20 protein-coding genes are annotated in these 17,816 nt (G+C 72.1%); 5 read left to right on the top strand and 15 right to left on the bottom strand.

Annotation, left to right across the window (positions count from 1 at the left end):
- Positions 1–43: 43 nt before the first annotated feature.
- The 3 genes from purB to DV20_RS01685 are packed head-to-tail and all read right to left on the bottom strand — an operon-like array spanning position 44 to position 3,354.
- On the bottom strand, positions 44–1,471 hold the full coding sequence (gene purB, locus DV20_RS01695) for an adenylosuccinate lyase (RefSeq protein ID WP_043775743.1): 1,428 nt from the start codon (positions 1,469–1,471) through the stop codon (positions 44–46).
- 46 nt (positions 1,472–1,517) lie between these two features.
- Positions 1,518–2,663: a galactonate dehydratase gene (dgoD, locus tag DV20_RS01690; RefSeq protein ID WP_043775740.1), complete on the bottom strand. Its 1,146-nt coding sequence runs from the start codon at positions 2,661–2,663 to the stop codon at positions 1,518–1,520.
- A 13-nt stretch (positions 2,664–2,676) separates the two neighbouring features.
- Positions 2,677–3,354, bottom strand: coding sequence for an SDR family NAD(P)-dependent oxidoreductase (locus DV20_RS01685; protein WP_043775739.1), 678 nt, complete (start codon positions 3,352–3,354; stop codon positions 2,677–2,679).
- A 133-nt stretch (positions 3,355–3,487) separates the two neighbouring features.
- Between DV20_RS01685 and DV20_RS01680 the strand changes: the two genes are divergently transcribed.
- Complete coding sequence (locus DV20_RS01680; RefSeq protein ID WP_043775738.1) at positions 3,488–4,492, top strand: lactonase family protein; 1,005 nt, start codon at positions 3,488–3,490, stop codon at positions 4,490–4,492.
- 60 nt (positions 4,493–4,552) lie between these two features.
- Positions 4,553–5,254 (top strand): FadR/GntR family transcriptional regulator, encoded by a 702-nt coding sequence (locus tag DV20_RS01675; protein ID WP_043775736.1) that lies wholly within the window; start codon positions 4,553–4,555, stop codon positions 5,252–5,254.
- A gap of 5 nt (positions 5,255–5,259) precedes the next feature.
- Here the strand turns inward: DV20_RS01675 and DV20_RS01670 are convergent, their stop codons facing one another.
- The 3 genes from DV20_RS01670 to DV20_RS01660 are packed head-to-tail and all read right to left on the bottom strand — an operon-like array spanning position 5,260 to position 7,109.
- Positions 5,260–5,856 (bottom strand): TetR/AcrR family transcriptional regulator, encoded by a 597-nt coding sequence (locus DV20_RS01670; protein WP_043775734.1) that lies wholly within the window; start codon positions 5,854–5,856, stop codon positions 5,260–5,262.
- Between the two features lie 34 nt (positions 5,857–5,890).
- Entirely contained in the window at positions 5,891–6,607 is a 717-nt protein-coding gene (locus DV20_RS01665) for a hypothetical protein (protein ID WP_043775732.1), read from the bottom strand.
- Positions 6,600–7,109: a SigE family RNA polymerase sigma factor gene (locus tag DV20_RS01660; protein WP_043775730.1), complete on the bottom strand. Its 510-nt coding sequence runs from the start codon at positions 7,107–7,109 to the stop codon at positions 6,600–6,602. The genes DV20_RS01665 and DV20_RS01660 overlap by 8 nt, the downstream gene beginning before the upstream one ends.
- Before the next feature lie 136 nt (positions 7,110–7,245).
- Between DV20_RS01660 and DV20_RS01655 the strand changes: the two genes are divergently transcribed.
- The 3 genes from DV20_RS01655 (at position 7,246) to DV20_RS01645 (ending at position 9,768) form a co-directional block, all read left to right on the top strand.
- Positions 7,246–8,268 carry a threonine aldolase family protein gene (locus DV20_RS01655; RefSeq protein WP_043775728.1) on the top strand — a complete coding sequence of 341 codons (1,023 nt, stop codon included), beginning with the start codon at positions 7,246–7,248 and terminating at the stop codon, positions 8,266–8,268.
- A 17-nt stretch (positions 8,269–8,285) separates the two neighbouring features.
- A complete protein-coding gene (locus DV20_RS01650) occupies positions 8,286–8,864 on the top strand; it encodes an HAD family hydrolase (protein ID WP_043775726.1) in 579 nt (192 codons plus the stop codon).
- An 88-nt stretch (positions 8,865–8,952) separates the two neighbouring features.
- Positions 8,953–9,768 (top strand): SAM-dependent methyltransferase, encoded by an 816-nt coding sequence (locus tag DV20_RS01645; protein ID WP_043775723.1) that lies wholly within the window; start codon positions 8,953–8,955, stop codon positions 9,766–9,768.
- Position 9,769: 1 nt separating this feature from the next.
- On the opposite strand, the gene DV20_RS01640 is transcribed toward DV20_RS01645, so the two are convergent.
- The 9 genes from DV20_RS01640 to purD all read right to left on the bottom strand — a co-directional run bounded on the left by DV20_RS01640 (position 9,770) and on the right by purD (position 17,664).
- Positions 9,770–9,961: a hypothetical protein gene (locus tag DV20_RS01640; protein WP_043775721.1), complete on the bottom strand. Its 192-nt coding sequence runs from the start codon at positions 9,959–9,961 to the stop codon at positions 9,770–9,772.
- A gap of 105 nt (positions 9,962–10,066) precedes the next feature.
- A complete protein-coding gene (locus DV20_RS01635) occupies positions 10,067–11,248 on the bottom strand; it encodes a pyridoxal phosphate-dependent aminotransferase (RefSeq protein ID WP_043775718.1) in 1,182 nt (393 codons plus the stop codon).
- A 9-nt stretch (positions 11,249–11,257) separates the two neighbouring features.
- A complete protein-coding gene (locus tag DV20_RS01630) occupies positions 11,258–12,403 on the bottom strand; it encodes a transglycosylase SLT domain-containing protein (RefSeq protein WP_043775717.1) in 1,146 nt (381 codons plus the stop codon).
- A 16-nt stretch (positions 12,404–12,419) separates the two neighbouring features.
- Positions 12,420–12,731: a hypothetical protein gene (locus DV20_RS01625; protein ID WP_043775715.1), complete on the bottom strand. Its 312-nt coding sequence runs from the start codon at positions 12,729–12,731 to the stop codon at positions 12,420–12,422.
- Positions 12,732–12,864: 133 nt separating this feature from the next.
- Positions 12,865–13,623, bottom strand: a complete 759-nt coding sequence (locus DV20_RS01620; protein WP_043775713.1) for an ESX secretion-associated protein EspG — start codon at positions 13,621–13,623, stop codon at positions 12,865–12,867.
- A gap of 2 nt (positions 13,624–13,625) precedes the next feature.
- Positions 13,626–15,233 (bottom strand): PPE domain-containing protein, encoded by a 1,608-nt coding sequence (locus DV20_RS01615; protein WP_043775711.1) that lies wholly within the window; start codon positions 15,231–15,233, stop codon positions 13,626–13,628.
- Positions 15,234–15,242: 9 nt separating this feature from the next.
- The gene (locus DV20_RS01610) at positions 15,243–15,809 is read right to left on the bottom strand and encodes a DUF3558 domain-containing protein (RefSeq protein ID WP_043776037.1); all 567 of its coding nucleotides are present in this window, start codon (positions 15,807–15,809) and stop codon (positions 15,243–15,245) included.
- Between the two features lie 16 nt (positions 15,810–15,825).
- Positions 15,826–16,167 (bottom strand): hypothetical protein, encoded by a 342-nt coding sequence (locus tag DV20_RS01605; RefSeq protein WP_043775709.1) that lies wholly within the window; start codon positions 16,165–16,167, stop codon positions 15,826–15,828.
- 222 nt (positions 16,168–16,389) lie between these two features.
- Entirely contained in the window at positions 16,390–17,664 is a 1,275-nt protein-coding gene (gene purD, locus DV20_RS01600; RefSeq protein ID WP_043775706.1) for a phosphoribosylamine--glycine ligase, read from the bottom strand.
- Positions 17,665–17,816 lie beyond the last annotated feature (152 nt).

The following is a 17,816-nucleotide window of genomic DNA, read 5'->3' as shown; positions in this document are numbered from 1 at the left end:
CGTTCGAGTGGATTCGTTCCAATCCGTGGACGCGTGCGTCAGCTCACAAGATCGGCTGCGGGACGTACCCCGCCGCGTCCGGGAAGCGCTCGAGGACCTGCGCCACGCGGTCGGCCACCTGCGCCACCTGGCGCCCGGCCGTCCCGGTGAACGAGATCCGGTCGGCGAGGAGTTTGTCCAGCTCACCACGGTCGAGCGGGATGCGCTCGTCGGCGGCGTACCGGTCGAGCAGGTCGTTCTCGGCGCGGCCTTCGCGCATCTCGAGCGCGACGGCGACCGCGTGCTCCTTGATGGCCTCGTGGGCGGTCTCACGCCCGACGCCGGCGCGGACGGACGCCATGAGCACCTTGGTCGTGGTGAGGAACGGCAGATAGCGATCGAGCTCACGCTCGATCACCGCCGGGAAGGCGCCGAACTCGGCGAGCACCGTGAGGAACGTCTCCAGCAGGCCGTCGAGCGCGAAGAACGCGTCCGGCAGCGCGACGCGGCGGACGACCGAGTCGGAGACGTCACCCTCGTTCCACTGGTCGCCGGCCAGCTCGCCGATCATCGACAGGTAGCCGCGCAGCACGACGGCCAGGCCGTTCACGCGCTCGCACGAGCGGGTGTTCATCTTGTGCGGCATGGCGGACGAGCCCACCTGGCCGGGCTTGAAGCCCTCGGTGACCAGCTCGTGGCCGGCCATCAGCCGGATCGTCTTGGCCACGCTGGACGGCGCCGCGGCGAGCTGGACCACAGTGGACAGCACGTCGAAGTCGAGCGAGCGCGGGTACACCTGGCCGACGCTGACGAACCGCCGGTTGAAGCCGAGGTGCTGCATCACGCGGTCCTCGAGCCGGTCCAAAGTGGACTCGTCGCCGAGCAGGTCGAGCATGTCCTGCGCGGTGCCGACCGGGCCCTTGATGCCGCGCAACGGGTAGCGCTCGATGAGGTTGTCGAGCCGCTCGAAGGCGACCAGCAGCTCGTCGGCCGCCGTGGCGAACCGCTTGCCGAGGGTGGTGGCCTGCGCGGCGACGTTGTGCGAGCGCCCGGCCATGACCGTGTCGGTGTGCTCGACGGCGAGGGCGGCCAGCCGCGCCAGCACGGCGGCGACGCGGGTGCGCACCAGCTCCAGCGAGCGGAGCAGCTGCAGCTGCTCGACGTTCTCGGTGAGGTCGCGCGAGGTCATGCCCTTGTGGATGTGCTCCTGCCCGGCGAGGTCGCTGAACTCCTCGATCCGCGCCTTGACGTCGTGGCGGGTGACGCGTTCGCGTTCGGCGATCGACTCCAGGTCGACGTTCTCCAGGACCCGCTCGTAGTCCTCGACCACGCCGTCGGGCACCTCGACCCCGAGGTCCTTCTGCGCCTTGAGGACGGCCAGCCAGAGCTGCCGTTCCAGGACGACCTTCTGCTCCGGGGACCAGAGCGAGACCAGCTCCGCCGAGGCGTAGCGGGCGGCGAGCACGTTCGGAATGCGGGGCTTGTCCGTCACGCCCTCACGATACCTGCGCTGGTCAGCGCGGTAGTGGCCCGGGGTTTCACCATTCGGCGAAGCCCCCGTCGTCGTGGCGCCACACCGGTGAGCGCCAGGTGTGCCCGATCTCGTCCGCCCGGCGAACGGCTTCTTCGTCCACTTCGATCCCGAGACCGGGCTTGAGCGGCCGGGCCGCGTAACCGTCCTGGAAGGCGAAGACCGACGGATCCGTGAGGTACCCGTGCTCTCGCCCCTCGTGGTAGTGCATGCCCACACTTTGTTCCTGGATCAGGAAGTTCGGCGTCGCGAAGGCGACCTGCAGCGAAGCCGCCAGGGAAATCGGCCCGAGCGGGCAGTGCGGCGCCAGGGAAGCGCCGTACAACTCGGCCAGCGCCCCGATCCGCCGCAGCTCCGAGATGCCACCCGCGTGCGACGGGTCGGGCTGGACCACCGCGACGCCGGCGTCGAGCACCGGCTTGAACTCCCAGCGCGAGTAGAGCCGCTCGCCGACCGCGATCGGCACGGTGGCCGCCTCGACGACCGCGCGCAGCGCGTCGCCCTGCGTCTCCGGCAGCACCGGCTCCTCGACGAACATCGGCTGGACGTCCTCCAGCAGCCGCACCAGCCGGCGGGCCATCGCGGGCGAGACGCGGCCGTGGAAGTCGATCGCGAGGTCGCGGTGCGGGCCAAGCGCCTCCCGCGCTTCCCACGCCCGCGCCACCGCCGCGTCGGCCTCGGCCGGTGTCGCGATCGCCGCCAGCGGGCCGGCGACGTTCATCTTCACCGCGGTGAACCCGGCCTCGACCTGGGCGGTCACGGCGTCGCGGATGCCGGACGGGCGGTCGCCGCCGACCCAGCTGTAGACCCGGACGCGGTCGCGGACCGGGCCGCCGAGCAGCTCGTGCACCGGCGCGTCGCGGACCTTGCCGGCGATGTCCCAGAGCGCCTGGTCGTAGCCGGCGAGCGCGCTGGAGAGCACCGGGCCGCCGCGGTAGAACCCGCCGCGGCGCAGCACCTGCCAGTGGTCCTCGATGCGCAGCGGGTCCTGGCCGAGGAGCAGCTCGGACAGCTCGTGCACGGCCGCGCGCACGGTCTCCGCGCGGCCCTCGACCACGGGCTCGCCCCAGCCGCTGATCCCTTCGTCCGTGCTGACCTTGAGGAACAGCCAGCGCGGCGCGACCAGGAACGTCTCGATCGCGGTGATCTTCACCGTGCCCTCGTTTCTACGCGGAATCCTTGGCGGCCGACCAGCCGCCGTCGACGGTCAGCTCGGCCCCGGTGACGAACGACGCGGCGGCCGAGAGCAGGAACGCGATCACGTCCGCGACCTCCTCCGGCCGGCCGAGGCGGCCCGCCGGCGTCGCCCGCGCGCTGCGTTCGCGGTCTTCGGGCGAGATGCGGCTCCAGGCCTCGGTGAGCACCGGTCCCGGCAGCACGGAGTTGACCCGCACCTCCGGGGCGTATTCGACGGCCAGCTGCCGGGCGAGCGCGACGAGCGCGCCTTTGCTCGCGGCGTACGCGGGGTGCCCCGGCAGGCCGAAGTGCGCGTGCACCGACGAGACCAGCACGATCGCGCCACGCCGTTCCCGCAGCGACGGCAGGCACGCCTTCACGGCCAGGTAGGCGCCGGTCAGGTTGACGTCGAGCTGGCGCTGCCACTCCGCCCGGTCGATCTCGTGCAGCGGCCCGGTGCTGGGCACGTAGGCGTTGCTCACCAGGGCGTCCACCTCGCCGATGGCCGCCCACGTCGCTTCGTCGCCCACCGAACCGCGGACCGGCGTGACGCCGTCGGGCAGCTCGGCGATATCCACGCCCAGCACGCGGTAGCCGTCCTCGATCAGCCTTCGCGCGGTCGCCGCCCCGATCCCGGACGCCGCTCCGGTCACCACCGCTGTGGGCATCGCCCCTCCCGTCCACTCTCGGTCAGAGTAATACTAATTTAAGAGGACACGGATCGGCGCTGCCGCGGATCCGGCGGACGTGCCAGGCTTGCCTCCCGGCGGAAGTGATCGCCCGGATCTGTGAGGAGCGTGTATGGCTGAGCTGGTCTTCGTCGGGTGCTACACCGGCGATGCGGGGAACGGCACCGGGATCACGACGCTTTCGCGGTCGTCGTCCGGCTCGCTGCGCGAAGTGGCTTCGCTGCCGCTGGAGTCGCCGTCATGGCTGGTGCGCCACCCCTCGCTGCCGGTGCTGTACGCGGCCAACGAGACCACCGACGGCGGCGTGACGGCGTTGGCCATCTCCCCGTCGGGTGAGCTGTCCGTGCTGGGCACGGCGGAAACGGGCGGCGCGCACCCGTGTCACCTGGCGGTGACGCCGGACGGCCGGTTCCTGTTGTGCGCCAACTACACCGGCGGCAGCGTGGCGGTGTTCTCGCTGTCTTCGTCCGGCACGCCGGAGTCCCGGACGGCGCTGGTCCGGCACAGCGGCAGCGGCCCGGTGACCGACCGCCAGGAAGCGGCGCACGTCCACATGGCGGTCCCGTCGCCGGACGGGTCCATCGTCAGCGCGGTCGACCTCGGCACGGACGAGATCCGCAGCTACACGCTGACGTCCTCGGGTTCCCTCGAGCCGCTGGCGGTGTCTTCGCTGCCGCCGGGCACGGGACCGCGTCAGCTGGTGCGCCGGCCGGGCACGGACCTGGCGTACGTCGTCGGCGAGCTGGCCGGGACGCTGGTGACGGTCCGCGAGAAGGAACCGGGCGCGTTCGAGGTGGTGGCGTCGACGCCCTCGACGTTGTCGTCCGTGCGGCCCAACCTGGTGGCGCACCTGGAGCTGGCCGACTCGCGCCTGTACGTGTCGAACCGCGGGCCGGACTGCGTGACGGAGTTCGCGCTGGACGAGGCCGCGGCGGTGGCGGACCAGCCGTGCGGCGCCAACCCGCGGCACTTCGCGCTGGTGGACGGCACCTGCTACGTGGCCGCGCAGTCGGAGGACGCGATCACGGCGTTCACGCTGACCGCGTCCGGCGAGGCGGAGCTGCGGTACTACCCGACGGGGTCACCGACGTTCGTGCTGCCGGTTTCCCTGCCTTGACGCCGGGCGCTGCCCTGTTCTCATAATGCGGTCCCGATCTGCCAGCTGAGAGGCCCTCCCTTGACCGAACACCGGCCACGCGGGTTGCACGGCCAGACCGTGGAGGCACTGGCCAGCCGGATCCTCTCCGAGGAGTGGGGTGAGGGCACCGTCCTGGACCTGCCCGCGCTGCGCGAAGAGCTCGACATCAGCCTGACCGCGCTGCGCGAAGCGCTCAAGGTCCTGGCCGCCAAGGGCATGATCGACGCCCGCCAGAAGCGCGGCACCTTCGTCCAGCCGCGCGAGAAGTGGAACATGCTCGACGCCGACGTCATGCGGTGGCAGACCGCGGCCGCCGACGATCCCGCGTTGCTCGACGAGCTCACCGAGGTCCGGGCGGTCGTCGAACCCGCCGCCGCCCGGCTCGCGGCCGGGCGCGCGTCGGAGGAGGACGTCGAGTCACTGCGGGAAGCGCTGGCCGACATGGCCGCCGCGGGCGACGACCCGGAGGCGTGCGTCCAGGCCGACCTCGCCTTCCACCGGCGGCTGATGGCGGCCACGCACAACAACTTCCTGGTGCGGATGGAACGGATCATCGCGATCGGGCTGGCCGAGCGCGACAAGCTGGTGCACGGCGCCTCGACGGCGGAAGACCCGGTGCCGAGCCACCGGAAGGTGTTCGACGCGATCGTCGCGGGCGACGCGGTCGCGGCGGAACAGGCGATGCTCACCCTCGTCACGAAGGCCGGCGAAGACTTGGAAAAGGCTCAGCGCACGCGGTAGGCCGCTCACTCGGCGAGGGCGGTCCGGAGCATCCGGGCCGCCGCCGCGCGGGGCTCCGGGTCGACCGCGATCAGGGCGTTGACGACCGCGCCGTCGACCAGGGCGACCAGCCGCTCCAGTTCGGTCGCGGTCACCGGGGTGCCCGAGCGGGCGAAGATCTCCGTCAGCAGCTCGTTGAGCTGGGCCGACAGCGTCCGCATCAGCGGCCGCAGGTACGGGCGGCGACCGGTCGCGACCAGCCGCTCGTACCGCAGCAGGACGGCTTCGGCGTCGGCCGCCGGGTCGCCGCTCTCCGGGCCGAGCAGCATGTCCAGCACCAGGTCGACGGTCGCCTGCACCCCGCGGTGGCGGGTGGCGAGCTCCTCCAGCCGCCGCCGTCCCGTGTTCAGCTCGGCGTTCGAGTGATGCTCGACGGCCGCCGTGACCAGGTCTTCCAGCGAGTCGAAGTAGTACGTCGTCGACGCGAGCGGCAGGCCGGCCCGCTCGGCCACCGCCCGGTGCCGCACGGCGTCGAACCCGCCCTCGACGAGCAGTTTCGCGGCGGCCTCGACGAGCGCGGCGCGCCGTCGCTCCCCCTTCGGGGTGGTCGCAGCAGCGGTCATGGCCGGTCATTCTGCCAATCGGGCGGACCCGGGCTCAGAAGCGGGGCGCGAGATCCCGCGCGAACCGGTCCACCTCGCCCGCGTACGGCGCCGCCGCTCCGGCCGCAGGCACGCTGACCAGCACCAGCACCCCGCCGGACGCGGTACCCACCCGGGCCGTGACCGTGCCGGCCGGCTGGGACTTGAAAACCTCCGGGATGCCCTTCGGGTACACCGCCGCGGCGACTTCGCCGCCCGGGACCGGGAACCCCGCGGACCGCGACACCGTCGAACAGGCGCCACCCGGGACGGCCTGGGCGGCGGAGACGTGGCCGGGGAGCTCGCCAGCGAGGGCGATGGCGAGCTCCCCGTCCACCTGTTCGCACCCGGAGGCGCCTTCGGCCAGCTGGCCGGTCTTCTCCTCCCCGGCACCCCCCTGCTGAGGTGGCTGGGACGAGAAGTTCGGTGACTCCCCACCGACCTGAGGACGCATCGAACCGTCCCCGGGTTGCGCGGAGCCCGGTCCCGCTTGCGCCGGCGCGGCGTTGTCGTGCGCCGCGGTCATCGACTTCGGTGTACCCCCGGAAAGCATCCCGTACGCGCCGAACCCGACGACGACCAGCGCGGCGGCGCTCACCCCGGCGGTGATCCGGTTCCGGTGGCGCACGGTCTGTCGGCGGGATTCGCGGACAACGTCGTCGCGGGTGAACGTCGGCGACGGCGCGTCCGGGGGCGCGGCGGAGAACAACGAGCGCAGTTCCTGCTCATCCATTGGTCTCCACCTCCCGTTCGAGGACCTGCCTCAGGTTCGCCAGCCCGCGGGCGGTCTGGCTCTTCACGTTGCCTTCGCTGCAGCCCAGCGCCTTCGCCGCGCCGGTCACGTCGAGCCCTTCGAAGAACCGCAGGACCAGCACCGCCCGCTGCTTGGGCGGCACTTCCTTCAACGCCGCGAGCAGGTCCTCCCTGGTCGCGACGAGGTCGTCGAGGCCGGGCGTGTCGTCCGGCGGCTCCGGCAGGGTCTCGGTCTGCCACTCCCGCCGCCACGGACGCCGTGATTCGTCGATCGACGCCCGGACGAGCGTCTTGCGGACGTAGGCGTCGGTCGCCGCGCGATCCCTGATCTTCTTCCACCTCCGGTGCAGTGCCACGAACGCCGTCTGCGCGAGGTCGTCCGCCCGGTGCCAGTCGCCGCAGAGCATGTACGCGGTCCGGCGCACGGCGTCCCGCCTGGCGGCGAAGTACTCCGCGAACTCCTGCTCGTCGCGCTGGTCCACGCGCAGTCGTGCTCCGCTCGTTCGTCGTTCGCCCGGGAGGACGGAATCAGGGGCCACCACGGTTGCACGGACCGAGCGGGTTCGACCACTCCGGGCCTCGTTGATCCCCACGACGTGGGTGTGATGTGATCGGTCCGTGACCTTCTCCCCGCCCGTACTGGACTTCCGCTCCGACACCGTCACCCGGCCGGACGAGACGATGCGGGCGGCGATGGCCTCCGCCGAGGTCGGGGACAACGTCCTCGAGCGCGACCCCACGGTCGCGGAACTGGAGGAGCGGGCGGCGCACGTCCTGGGCATGCCGGCCGCGCTCTGGGTGCCGAGCGGGACCATGGCGAACCTGATCGCGCTGAGCCTGCACCTGCAGCGCGGCGACCGCTTCCTCGCCACCCGGGGCGCGCACGTGCTGGCCAACGAGCTGGGCTCGGCGGCGTGGCTGGCCGGTGGTATGCCGGACATCCTGGAGCACGACGGCGGCCCGGGCCGTCCGTCTCCCGACGCCCTCGCAGCCGCGATCGGACAACCCGGGCCGTACTTCACATTACGGACATCTCTGCTCTGCCTTGAGAACACCCACAACGCGGCCGGCGGCGCGGTGACGCCGCCCGACGAGCACGCCCAGCTGCTGTCCGTCGCCAAGGAAGCGGGCCTGACCGTGCACCTCGACGGCGCCCGGCTGTGGCAGGCCGCGGTCGCGCTCGAAGTTCCGCCCGCCGCGCTCACCGTCGGCGTCGACACCGTCTCGGCCTGCTTCAGCAAGGGCCTCGGCGCGCCGGTCGGCTCGGTCGTCGCGGGCAGCGCGGCGTTCGTCGAACGGGCCCGCCGGATGCGGCAGATGCTCGGCGGCGGCGTCCGGCAGGGTGGCGTCCTGGCCGCGGCCTGCCTGATCGCGCTGGACCGCATCCCCGACCTGGCCGAGTCGCACGAGAACGCCCGGCGCCTGGCCGAGGGCCTGGCCGAACACGGCTGGGCGACGAACGTGCCGGACACCAACATCGTGCTGGCCCAGGTGCCCGACATCCCGACCGCGCTGGCCTGGCTCGACTCGCTCGGCATCCGCGCGGTGCCGATGGCGGGCAAGGTCCGGTTCGTCACCCACCGGGACCTGAGCGCAACCGACGTCGAAGAAGCCCTGCGCCGGATCAAGACCGGCGCGTGACGACTACTGGGGGACCGATGAACTGGATCGTGTTCGACTACGGCGACGTGCTCAGCAAGCCGAGCGCCGCCCTGCCCGACCTGGCCGCGGCGATGGGCGCACCGCTGCCGGAGTTCCTGAAGGCGTATTGGGAGTACCGCATCCCCTACGACGCCGGCAGCACGCCGCTCGAGTACTGGCAGGCGGTCGGCGACGCCGTGGGCACGCCGGTCGACCAGGCGCTGTCGGCCGAGCTGACCCGCATCGACGTCGAGGGCTGGGGTCACCTGGAACCGTCTTCGGCAGCGCTGCTCGCAGCGCTCTCCGAGGCCGGCGCGAACCTGGCGCTGCTGTCGAACGCGCCGGTCGCGTTCGGCGAATGGGTCCGCGCGCAGGACTGGGCGCGGCACTTCCGCGTGACGCTGTTCTCGGGTGACGTCCGGTGCGTCAAGCCGGACGCGAAGATCTTCCGCCTCCTGCTCGACGAGCTCGGCGCCGAGCCGGCCGACTGCCTGTTCTTCGACGACCGGGAGTCCAATGTGGAGGGAGCGCGGGCGGTCGGGCTCCGCGCCCACGTGTGGAACGGCGCCGACGCGGCCCGCGCGTGGCTGGACTGAGAAGTTCACCCGTACCGCACGGCCGCCTACCCGGCGTGATCTGCGTGTTCTAGGCTGAGCGTCCCCACACTTCACCCGGTAGGTGCGCATGGTGACGAGCGAACGACCATCGGCCCACGTCGACTTCGAGCGGCCGAGCATCCCGCGCGTCATCGACGCGCTGCTGGGCGGGCAGAACCACTACGAGCCCGATCGCGCCGCCCTGCGGCAGCTGACCACCGTCGCGCCGGAGGCCCCGGCGATGGCGCGGGAAGTGCGGCAGTGGCTGGTGCGCGCCGTCCGCTACCTGACCGAGCGGCTGGCCGTCGACCAGTTCCTCGACCTCGCGTCCGGCTTCCCCACCGCGGAGAACATCCACCAGGTGGCGCAGAAGTACAACCCGGAAGCGCACGTCGTCTACGTCGGCGCCGACCCGGTGGTGGAGGCGCACGGGCGAGCCCTGCTCGTCGACAACGACTTCACGCACATCTGCGGCACCGACCCGCTGAACCCCGGCGAGACGCTCGCCGGGGTCGGGCGGTACATCGACTTCGACCGGCCCGCCGGGCTCGTCCTGTGCGGGGTCGTCGACCACATCGCCGACCTCCAGCTGGCGCAGCAGGTGGTCAAGTCCTACGTCGGCGCACTGGCGCCGGGCTCCTACCTGCTCCTGCTGCACCCGCACAACCCGGACGACGGCTCGGACGCGGCCGCCGTCGCGACGTCCCTGCAGGACCGCTTCGGCCGCATCGGGCTGGACACGCTCTACCGGACCCGGGCCGAGATCACGTCGTTCTTCGACGGCCTCGACCTGCTCGAGCCCGGGCTGACCGCGCCGCACCTGTGGTGGCCGGACGGCCCGCGCCTGACGCCGCTGACGCCGGTCAACTGGACGGCGCTGGGCGGCGTGGCGCGGATCCCGTGACTCAGTAGCGGTTGATCCGCCGGGGGTCCTTCTTGCCGCTGGTGAGCGCCTTGTAGCCGGCCGCGCCGAGGAAGGCGATGCCACCGATGATGGCGATCCACAGGACGGCCTTGAACACGAAGCCGATCACGGCGCCCAGCACCATGAACGCCACCCAGGCGATGATCAGGCCGCCGACGATCTTCCAGAACATGGTTCCTCCGATGTTTCCCCGTGGCCCCGCCGGCCCGATGACTCGATAACCCCACAGTGCCACCTGGCGCGGCGAAACTCCCCTCCGAAGGGCAACGTTCGGGGTTTATTCAGGGTTCCCCCTGGCCAGCCAGGCTCCCAGCCGCCGGACCCCTTCGTCGATGTCCTCGGCGCTGCCGGCGAAGGAGAACCGGACGTACTTGCCGCCGTCGACCGGGTCGAAGTCGACGCCGGGGGTGATGGCGAGCCCGGTGTCGGCGAGCAACCGCTGGCACCAGCTCAGGCTGTCCTGGGTGTAGGCGCTGACGTCGGCGTAGGCGTAGAAGGCGCCGTCGGCGGGAGCGAGCTTGTCGAGGCCGATGCGCTGGAGACCGGCGAAGAGGCGATCACGGTTGGCGCGGTACCGCTCGACGTGCGCGTCGGCTTCCGCGTACGCCTCGGGCGTGAAGGCGGCGAGGGCCGCGTACTGCGACACCGCGGGCGGGCAGATGGTGAAGTTGCCGGTCAGGACGTCGATCGCGCGGTGCAGCCGCTGTGGGGCGAGCATCCAGCCGAGCCGCCAGCCTGTCATCGCGAAGTACTTCGAGAAGCTGCCGAGCACGATCGGCTCCCGGCCGTACTGCCACGCGCAGTCGAGCTCGGCGCCGTAGGAGATGCCGTGGTAGATCTCGTCGCTGATCAGCTGGACGCCGTGCGACGAGCACCACCCGGTGATGGCGGCCAGTTCCCCGGGCGGCAGCACGGTGCCGGTGGGGTTGCTCGGGCTGGCGACGATCAGGCCGTCGATCGGGCCGAGCTCGTCGAGCAGGGCCACCGTGGGCTGGAAGTTCGTCTCGGCGGTGGTGGCGAACTCGACGACCTCGCAGCCCAGGACGGAGAGCAGGTTGCGGTAGGCGGGGTAACCGGGCCGCGCCATCGCGACCTTGGCGCCGGGATCGAAGGCGCTGAGGAAGGCGAGCAGGAAGCCACCGGACGACCCGGTGGTCAGGACGACGTCGTGCGCCTGGACGTCGACGTCGTACCGCTGCCGGTAGTGCCCGGCCACGGCCTCGCGCAGTTCGGGGATGCCGAGCTGTTCGGTGTAGCCGAGGGTGCTCTGCTGGAGCGCCTCTTGGGCGGCCTCGAGCACGGGCTTCGGCGCGGGCGCGGACGGCTGCCCGGCCGCGAGCGACACGAGATCACCGTGACTGCGCTGCCGGGCCCCGGCCGCGGAGAGGACGTCCATGACGTGGAAGGGCGGCACGCCGGCCCGCAGCGCGGGCCCGGCGAATGCTCCGAGGTCGGCCATGGGGCCAGGCTAGTAGCCGCGGTAGGCACCCCCGTGGGCCATGGCCTTGATGCCCGGGACGTTGTCGAGGCTGCCGTACCGGTCGAAGGAGTACCGCACGCCGGCGATGATGTTGTCGACCGGGTTGTAGATGTTGTCGTGCCCGGGGAGCTTGTGGGCGTTGAACGTGGAGTCGATGCACTGCATGAGCCCCTTGGACGGGTGCCCGGCGGCGGCGTTCGAATCCCAGTTGTTGATGGCGTTGGGGTTTCCGCCGGATTCGTGCTGGATGATCGCCCAGATCTTCGGGATGTCCGCGTCCGTCACCGGGATACCGGCGGCCTGGAGCGCCTTCATGGCCTCCTGGATCCACTGCTGGACGTTCCCCGGCGGCGGCGAGGAAGGCGGGCCGCCGCTCGGGCCGAGGCCGCCGCCACCGCCACCTCCGCCGCCCCCACCACCACCGCCGCCGCCTCCGCCGCCGTGGTGGGAGGAGCCGTTGCTGTGGATGCCGCCGGTGCTCTTGGGGGCCGACGCCGAACTGCTCGGCAGCGGGACCTGGTCGTAGCCGCCCTCGATCTGCTGGGACATCAGCTTCTGCGACGCCTTGATCGCCGTGTCGGCCTGGGTCTGCAGGCCGGTGACGTCGCCGTCGAAGCCGGCCGTGATGTTGTGGATGTCGGTCTTCGCGGTGGCCAGGATCTCGTCGGCGCTGGGGCTGGGGCCCGGCTTGCCTTCGTCGTGGGCCTTCTTCGCCGCGGCCAGCGCGTTGTTGATCTGGGTTTCGGCCGTGGCGTTGCGCTCGTTGACCGCCTTTTCCGCGGCGAGCTGCTTGTCCCCGACGTTCTTCTTGATCTGTTCGAGGGACTTCGCGAGGTCGTCGAGGTCCTTGGCGACGTCCTCGAGGTGGGTCTGCACCTTGGTCCCGGCGTCGCGGACCTGGCGGACGTACCTGAAGAACTCGTCGGCCGCGGGACCGGCCCACACCTGTGCGTCGAGTGCGTCGGTGGAGCTCTTCAGGGAGGCGTTGTGGTCACCGGCGTTCTTGCCCGCCTCGCGGAATTGCGCGGCCGCCGCGGTGATTTTTCCCAAATCGACCTTTTCGACCTGGTCGACCTTCTTCATGAAGGCGTCCCAATTGTCCGGCGTTCCGGCGCCGACCGCGTTCAATCCCACTCTGGTGCCCCCAGGCTCACTTGTCGACGTGCAGTTTCAGGTCGCTCGCGCCGACCTGGTCGGTTTCGGCGATCAGGCCGGCGGCCTTGCGCATGGCGAACCCGAGCGCCTCCATGTGCTTGCCCGCGGCGTCGAACTGGTTGTGCACGCCGTCCTTGAACTTGCCGACCGCGCCGTGCGCGTCGCCGGTGGAGTCCATGCCGCCGAAGGGGCTTTCCTTCTCGTGGTCCAGACCGGTGACCTTCTGCTTGGACTTCTCGAACTCGTCCTTCAGCTTCTCCACCTGGCGGGCCGCGATGGCCATCGACTCCGGGTCGTAGACAGGCACGGTTCGTCATCCCCTTCGGAAACTTGTCTCCGCCTGCTCAGACGTCGTCATGACCAGGACGGTTCCCGCGCTTACTTTATGACTTCCCGAGGAGCGCGCGTACGGTTCCCGGTCAACTTCCACCCGGCGGGGATCAGGCCTCCGCCACCAGTTCGCGGATCCGGGTCGCGAGCAGGGCGTTGTCTGCCGGGGTGACCGTGGCCCACTCGCGGCCGTCGCCGTCGCGGCCCACTTGGAACAGGTAGCGGCCCGCGTCCGTGTCGAAGAACGCCACCACCCGGTCCGCGCGGTGCACCACGCCGTCGCGCGAGGTGCGTTCCGCGCCGAACTGGCCGCGGGCCTCCTGGCCGAGCAGCATGCCCGAGAGCTCCTGGGCCTGGAACAACGGGATCCCGCGGTCTTCCAGCGCCGTGACCAGTGCCTTCGCGTCGCCCTTCGCCGCCGCGTCGGCGGCTTTCACGACGTCGTAGGGCAGGCTGACCGTCTGGCCGATGCCCGGGCCCAGGTCGCCGGCCACCGAGACCGCCGCTTCCGCCAGGCCGTCCTCGGTGGCCGGGATGAGCCAGACCTCGCCGTTGTCCACCACCGCCAGCACCGCCTGGCCGCGCAGGCTGACCGCGCGGCCGCGGATCTCGCGTTCCGCCCACACCCACACGTCGATCGCGGACTGCGGGCGCGCCAGCAGGTGCAGCAGGTCGGCGAGCTCGCCGGACACCCGCCGGTTGCGGGCCAGGCGCCGCTCGCTCAGCGACGCCCAGGCCGACTCGACCAGCTCGAGCCGCTCGGTGCGGGTGGTTCCCTCGCTCGGCACGTCCAGCGCGACGTGCCGACGGGGCAGATCGAAGGACTCCCAGAGCACGTCGAACTCCAGGGCCGACAGGACGAGCGACACGGTCAGCGCCCGTCCCGGCCGTGGTCGCCGAGCACGTCGGGGGAAACCATCCGCTGGTCGGCGAACAGGTCCTGGTCGTCGACGCCGTAGCGGCGGACGTGCTCGGCGTCCTCCTCCTGCGGGGCCGCCTCGGACAGGAACCTCGTCTCGCCGGGCTTCTGCTTCGGGCTGATCTGCTCCGACTTGCGCAGGGCGACGGCTTCCTCCTCGGGCAGCTCGCCGACCGGCAACGGCCGTACCGGGCCCTTCGGCTGGTTCCTCTCGCGCCGCTCACGCTCTTTGTCGCCGCTCAACGCGCCGCCTGCCACGCCGGCGCCGACCGCCGCCGCGCCCGCGCCGATGTCGCCGGGGGTCGCGCCGGGCTTCACCGTGAAGCCGCGTTCGCCCGTGAACTGGCCGGGCTGGAGCGGGGCCTGCGGCATCGCGCCGACCGTGCGGCCCTTGGCCAGCAAGCCGTCCGGCCCGCGGCCGGCCGAGCTGTCGATGCCGGTCGCGCCACCGGGCGCGCCGCCGCCCCCGCCGCCGAGCGACTTGATCGGCGCCGTCGCCGGGGCCGAGCCGGGCGGCAGCGCGCCGGGCGCACCCGGCGGGCAGAACGGCTCGCCCGGGTTCCCGGCACCCGGGCCGGGGGTGAAGCGGCCGGGCTGTTCGCCGGCCGGGCCGCGGCCGGGGGTGTGGCCCGGGGTGTGGACCCAGCCCGGGCCGGGCTGGGAGGCCGGCGGCTTCGCGCCCGACGGCGTCGTCGACGAACTCGGCGTCGTGTGCTGGACGGGCGGCGCGCCGGCCGAGGCCGAGGCGGCGCTGGTCTGGCGCGGCGCCTGCCGCGGTGCGGAGCGGGCGGGCTGCTGCTGGGCCGCTACACCGTAGACCGGGGTCGGCGGATCGGCGTGCACGGTGTGGGACACCGGCTGCACCACCGGCGGCTCGACGCGCACCGACCGGACCTTGTCCGAAGCCGGCTTCACGCCGCCGTCCGGCGTCACCGCGACCGCGGCGCCGGCGACGTCCAGCACGCCCGTCGTGACGCCGGGGGCGGCCAGCTTCAGCGACTCCGGGTCCGACAGCGCCTGCGTCGAGAGCAGGTTCGTGCCGCTCTGCTGCGCGTACTCGTTCAGTGCCTGCTGCGCCTGGGCCTTGGCGTCGTTCGCGGCCTCGACCTGCCGGGCGTGGTCGGTCTCGAAGCCGATGAGGCTCATCAGCACGCCGTCGGTGAGAGTGAAGCCGCCCGCGCCCTTCCGGACCGTCTCGGCGTCCGGCAGCTTGTACTTCGTCCGGTTGAACGCCTCGCCCTGCTCGAACACCATTTCCGCGGCGTGCGCGACCTTCGTGGTGGCGTCCTGGGAGAAGCCGGCCTGCTCGGTGAGCACCTGGCTGGCCGCGCCCCCGGCCTGGCTCTTCCATTCGACGCCGAGTTCGAGCAGCTGCGCGCGCAGCGTCTCGTCGGTGTGGGCGAGCGCGGTCGCGACGGCCTTCAGCGCGTCGACGGCGGTGCCGATGCTGCCGGTGCCGTCGCCGTTGATCATCCGCGTGATCTGGTCGGCGATCGCGGTGTTGGTCCAGCCGTCGAACCGGTGGTTCTGGATCCCGGCCGCGAGCTCGGAGAATTCCACGCGCCCTCCCTAGTTGCGTGCTTTCAGGGTCTGCAACGCCAGGTCGGCGGCGTGCGCCGACATGTCGCACAGCTGCGGCCGCGTGAGCCGGCCGCGGGTGATGGCGAAGGTCTGGACGGCCAGCGTCTGTCCCTTCGCGACGCCGACGAGCGTCTCGCAGTCGGCCGGGTCGCCGGCCGCGCGGTAGTTCGTCAGCGCCGGGTAGCCACCGATGGTCTTCGGCTCGGTGGTCATGCTGTTCTTCTTGCGGGATCCGGTGATCCACTGGTCGAGGTCCGCCGGCACGGCCCGCACGTGGTAGGAGTGCACGGGCTCGGCGCCGTCGGCGTCGAACACGCACACCGGGCCGTCCTGCTCCGGAGCCGTGCGCGGGACGCTGGTGATCTTGAGTGCGTCGAGCTGCACCTGCGGGAAGATCTCGCACAGGTTGACGCCTTGCAGCGACAGGTCGGCGGGCCGTTGCGGCAGCTGGGCGGCCTTGGCGCTCTGCGACGCGGCCGTGGCGGCCGTCTCGACGGGGTACGGCGTGCCTTCGGTGCCCGCGGAGCAGCCGGCGAGCGCCGCCATCGCGAGCACGCTTCCGGCGATCCCGTTACGCACCGTGCTTGCCGCGGTCACCGAACACCGCCGCCTTCTCCTCTTCGCTGACCTTGTAGTCCTTCGCGGCTGTGCGCAGCTGCTCGACCAGGCGCTTGAGGCCGGCGACGTACTCGCGGACCTGCCCGGCGTAGGAACGGTCGCCGTCGGCGATCAGGGTGTTCCAGGCCTGGATCGACTGCGTGCTGATCACGTCGGCGGACGGCGCGTCGATCCGCAGCTGCCCGAGCCGGGTCAGCAGCTGGTCTTCGAGGGCGTTGGCCTGCTCTTCGACGATCCGGGCGACGTCGAGGAGCTTGTCCGGGTGGACCAGGACGTCCGCGGCCGCCGGCGCCACGGGGACGGCTGAGCTGAGGTCATACGAGGGTCCGGGTGGCGGAGCCCCCGGCCCGGGGCGAAGCCCCGGAACAACGCTGTCGTACGAGGGTCCTGACATGCTCTCCCCTGACGTCATACGGACAGTGACCGGCCGGCTCCCGTCGAGGCTACCAACGCGGACGTGACAGCAGCCTGAGTTTGGACGAAGAGCGGGCCCGGCCGGTTCCCCCGATCCGTGGAATCAGGCGCGCTGTTTCGCCGTCGGGGCGCCGACCTCGCCGTTCGCCGCCTTCAGCGCGATGTCCGTGCGGTGGTGGGAGCCCGCGAGGTGGACCTTGCCGACGGTTTCGTACGCGTGCTTGCGCGCCGACTTGAGCGTCTTGCCGGTGCCGACGACCGAGAGCACGCGGCCGCCGGAGGAGACGACGGCGCCGTCGTCCCGGCGCCGGGTGCCGGCGTGCAGGACGCCTTCCAGCTCGGCCCCGGTGATGACGTCCCCGGTCCGCGGCTTGCCCGGGTAGCCGTCGGCGGCGATGACGACGGTGACCGCCGCGCCGCCCGACCACTCCAGCGGCGGGTGCTCGGCGAGCTTGCCGGTGGCGGTGGCGTGCATGAGGCCGGCGATCGGCGTGCGCAGCAGGGCCAGCACGACCTGCGTCTCCGGGTCGCCGAAGCGGCAGTTGAACTCGATGACCTGCGGGCCGTCGGAGGTCAGCGCGAGGCCGGCGTAGAGCAGGCCGGAGAACGGCGCACCGCGGTTCACCAGCTCGTCGGCGACCGGCTGGACGACCGTCTCGACCAGCTCGTCGACCAGGTTTTCGGGCGCCCACGGCAGCGGCGCGTAGGCGCCCATGCCACCGGTGTTCGGGCCGGCGTCGCCGTCGCCGACGCGCTTGAAGTCCTGCGCGGGCAGCAGCGGGACGACGGTGTTGCCGTCGACGAAGCAGAACAGCGAGGCTTCCGGTCCGTCCAAATAGGACTCGAGGAGGACCGGGTGCCCGCCGTCGAGCAGCATGATGGCGTGCTTGCGCGCGACGTCGATGTCCGGCGTGACGACGACACCCTTGCCGGCGGCCAGCCCGTCGTCCTTGACGACCCAGGTCGGCCCGAACCGGGCGAGCGCGGCATCGAGACGGGCGGGGTTGTCGACCACCTCGCACCGAGCGGTCGGCACGTTCGCGGCGGCCATGACGTCCTTCGCGAAGGCCTTCGACCCTTCGATCCGCGCGGCGGCGGCCGAGGGTCCGAAGCAGGCGATCCCGGCCTTGCGCACGGCATCGGCCACCCCGGCGACGAGCGGCACCTCGGGCCCGACGACGACGAGATCGGCCTGCCAGCTCTTGGCGAGCCCGGCAACCGCATCAGGATCGGCGGCTTCGACGCCGAGCTGCTCGGCGACGGCGGCGGTCCCGGCGTTGCCGGGCGCGCAAGCGAGGGCCGTGACGGTGGGGTCGCCGGACGCCGCGAGGACGAGTGCATGCTCACGGGCGCCGGAGCCGATTACCAGTACGCGCACGCCGCACAGCGTATCCGGCCGGGTTCGTGGGGGACATCGCGCCGTCTCCGGGGCTGGGCGGGGCCCGAATGGGGGCTGGGCCGGGGCCCGGGTGAGGGCTGGGCCGGGGCTGGGCGGGGGCCGGGCGGGGGGCTGGGCCGAGACTGGGCGGG

It is taken from the genome of Amycolatopsis rifamycinica, assembly GCF_000695625.1.
GTDB lineage: Bacteria > Actinomycetota > Actinomycetes > Mycobacteriales > Pseudonocardiaceae > Amycolatopsis > Amycolatopsis rifamycinica.
This window is presented reverse-complemented; position numbering and strand designations above follow the sequence as displayed.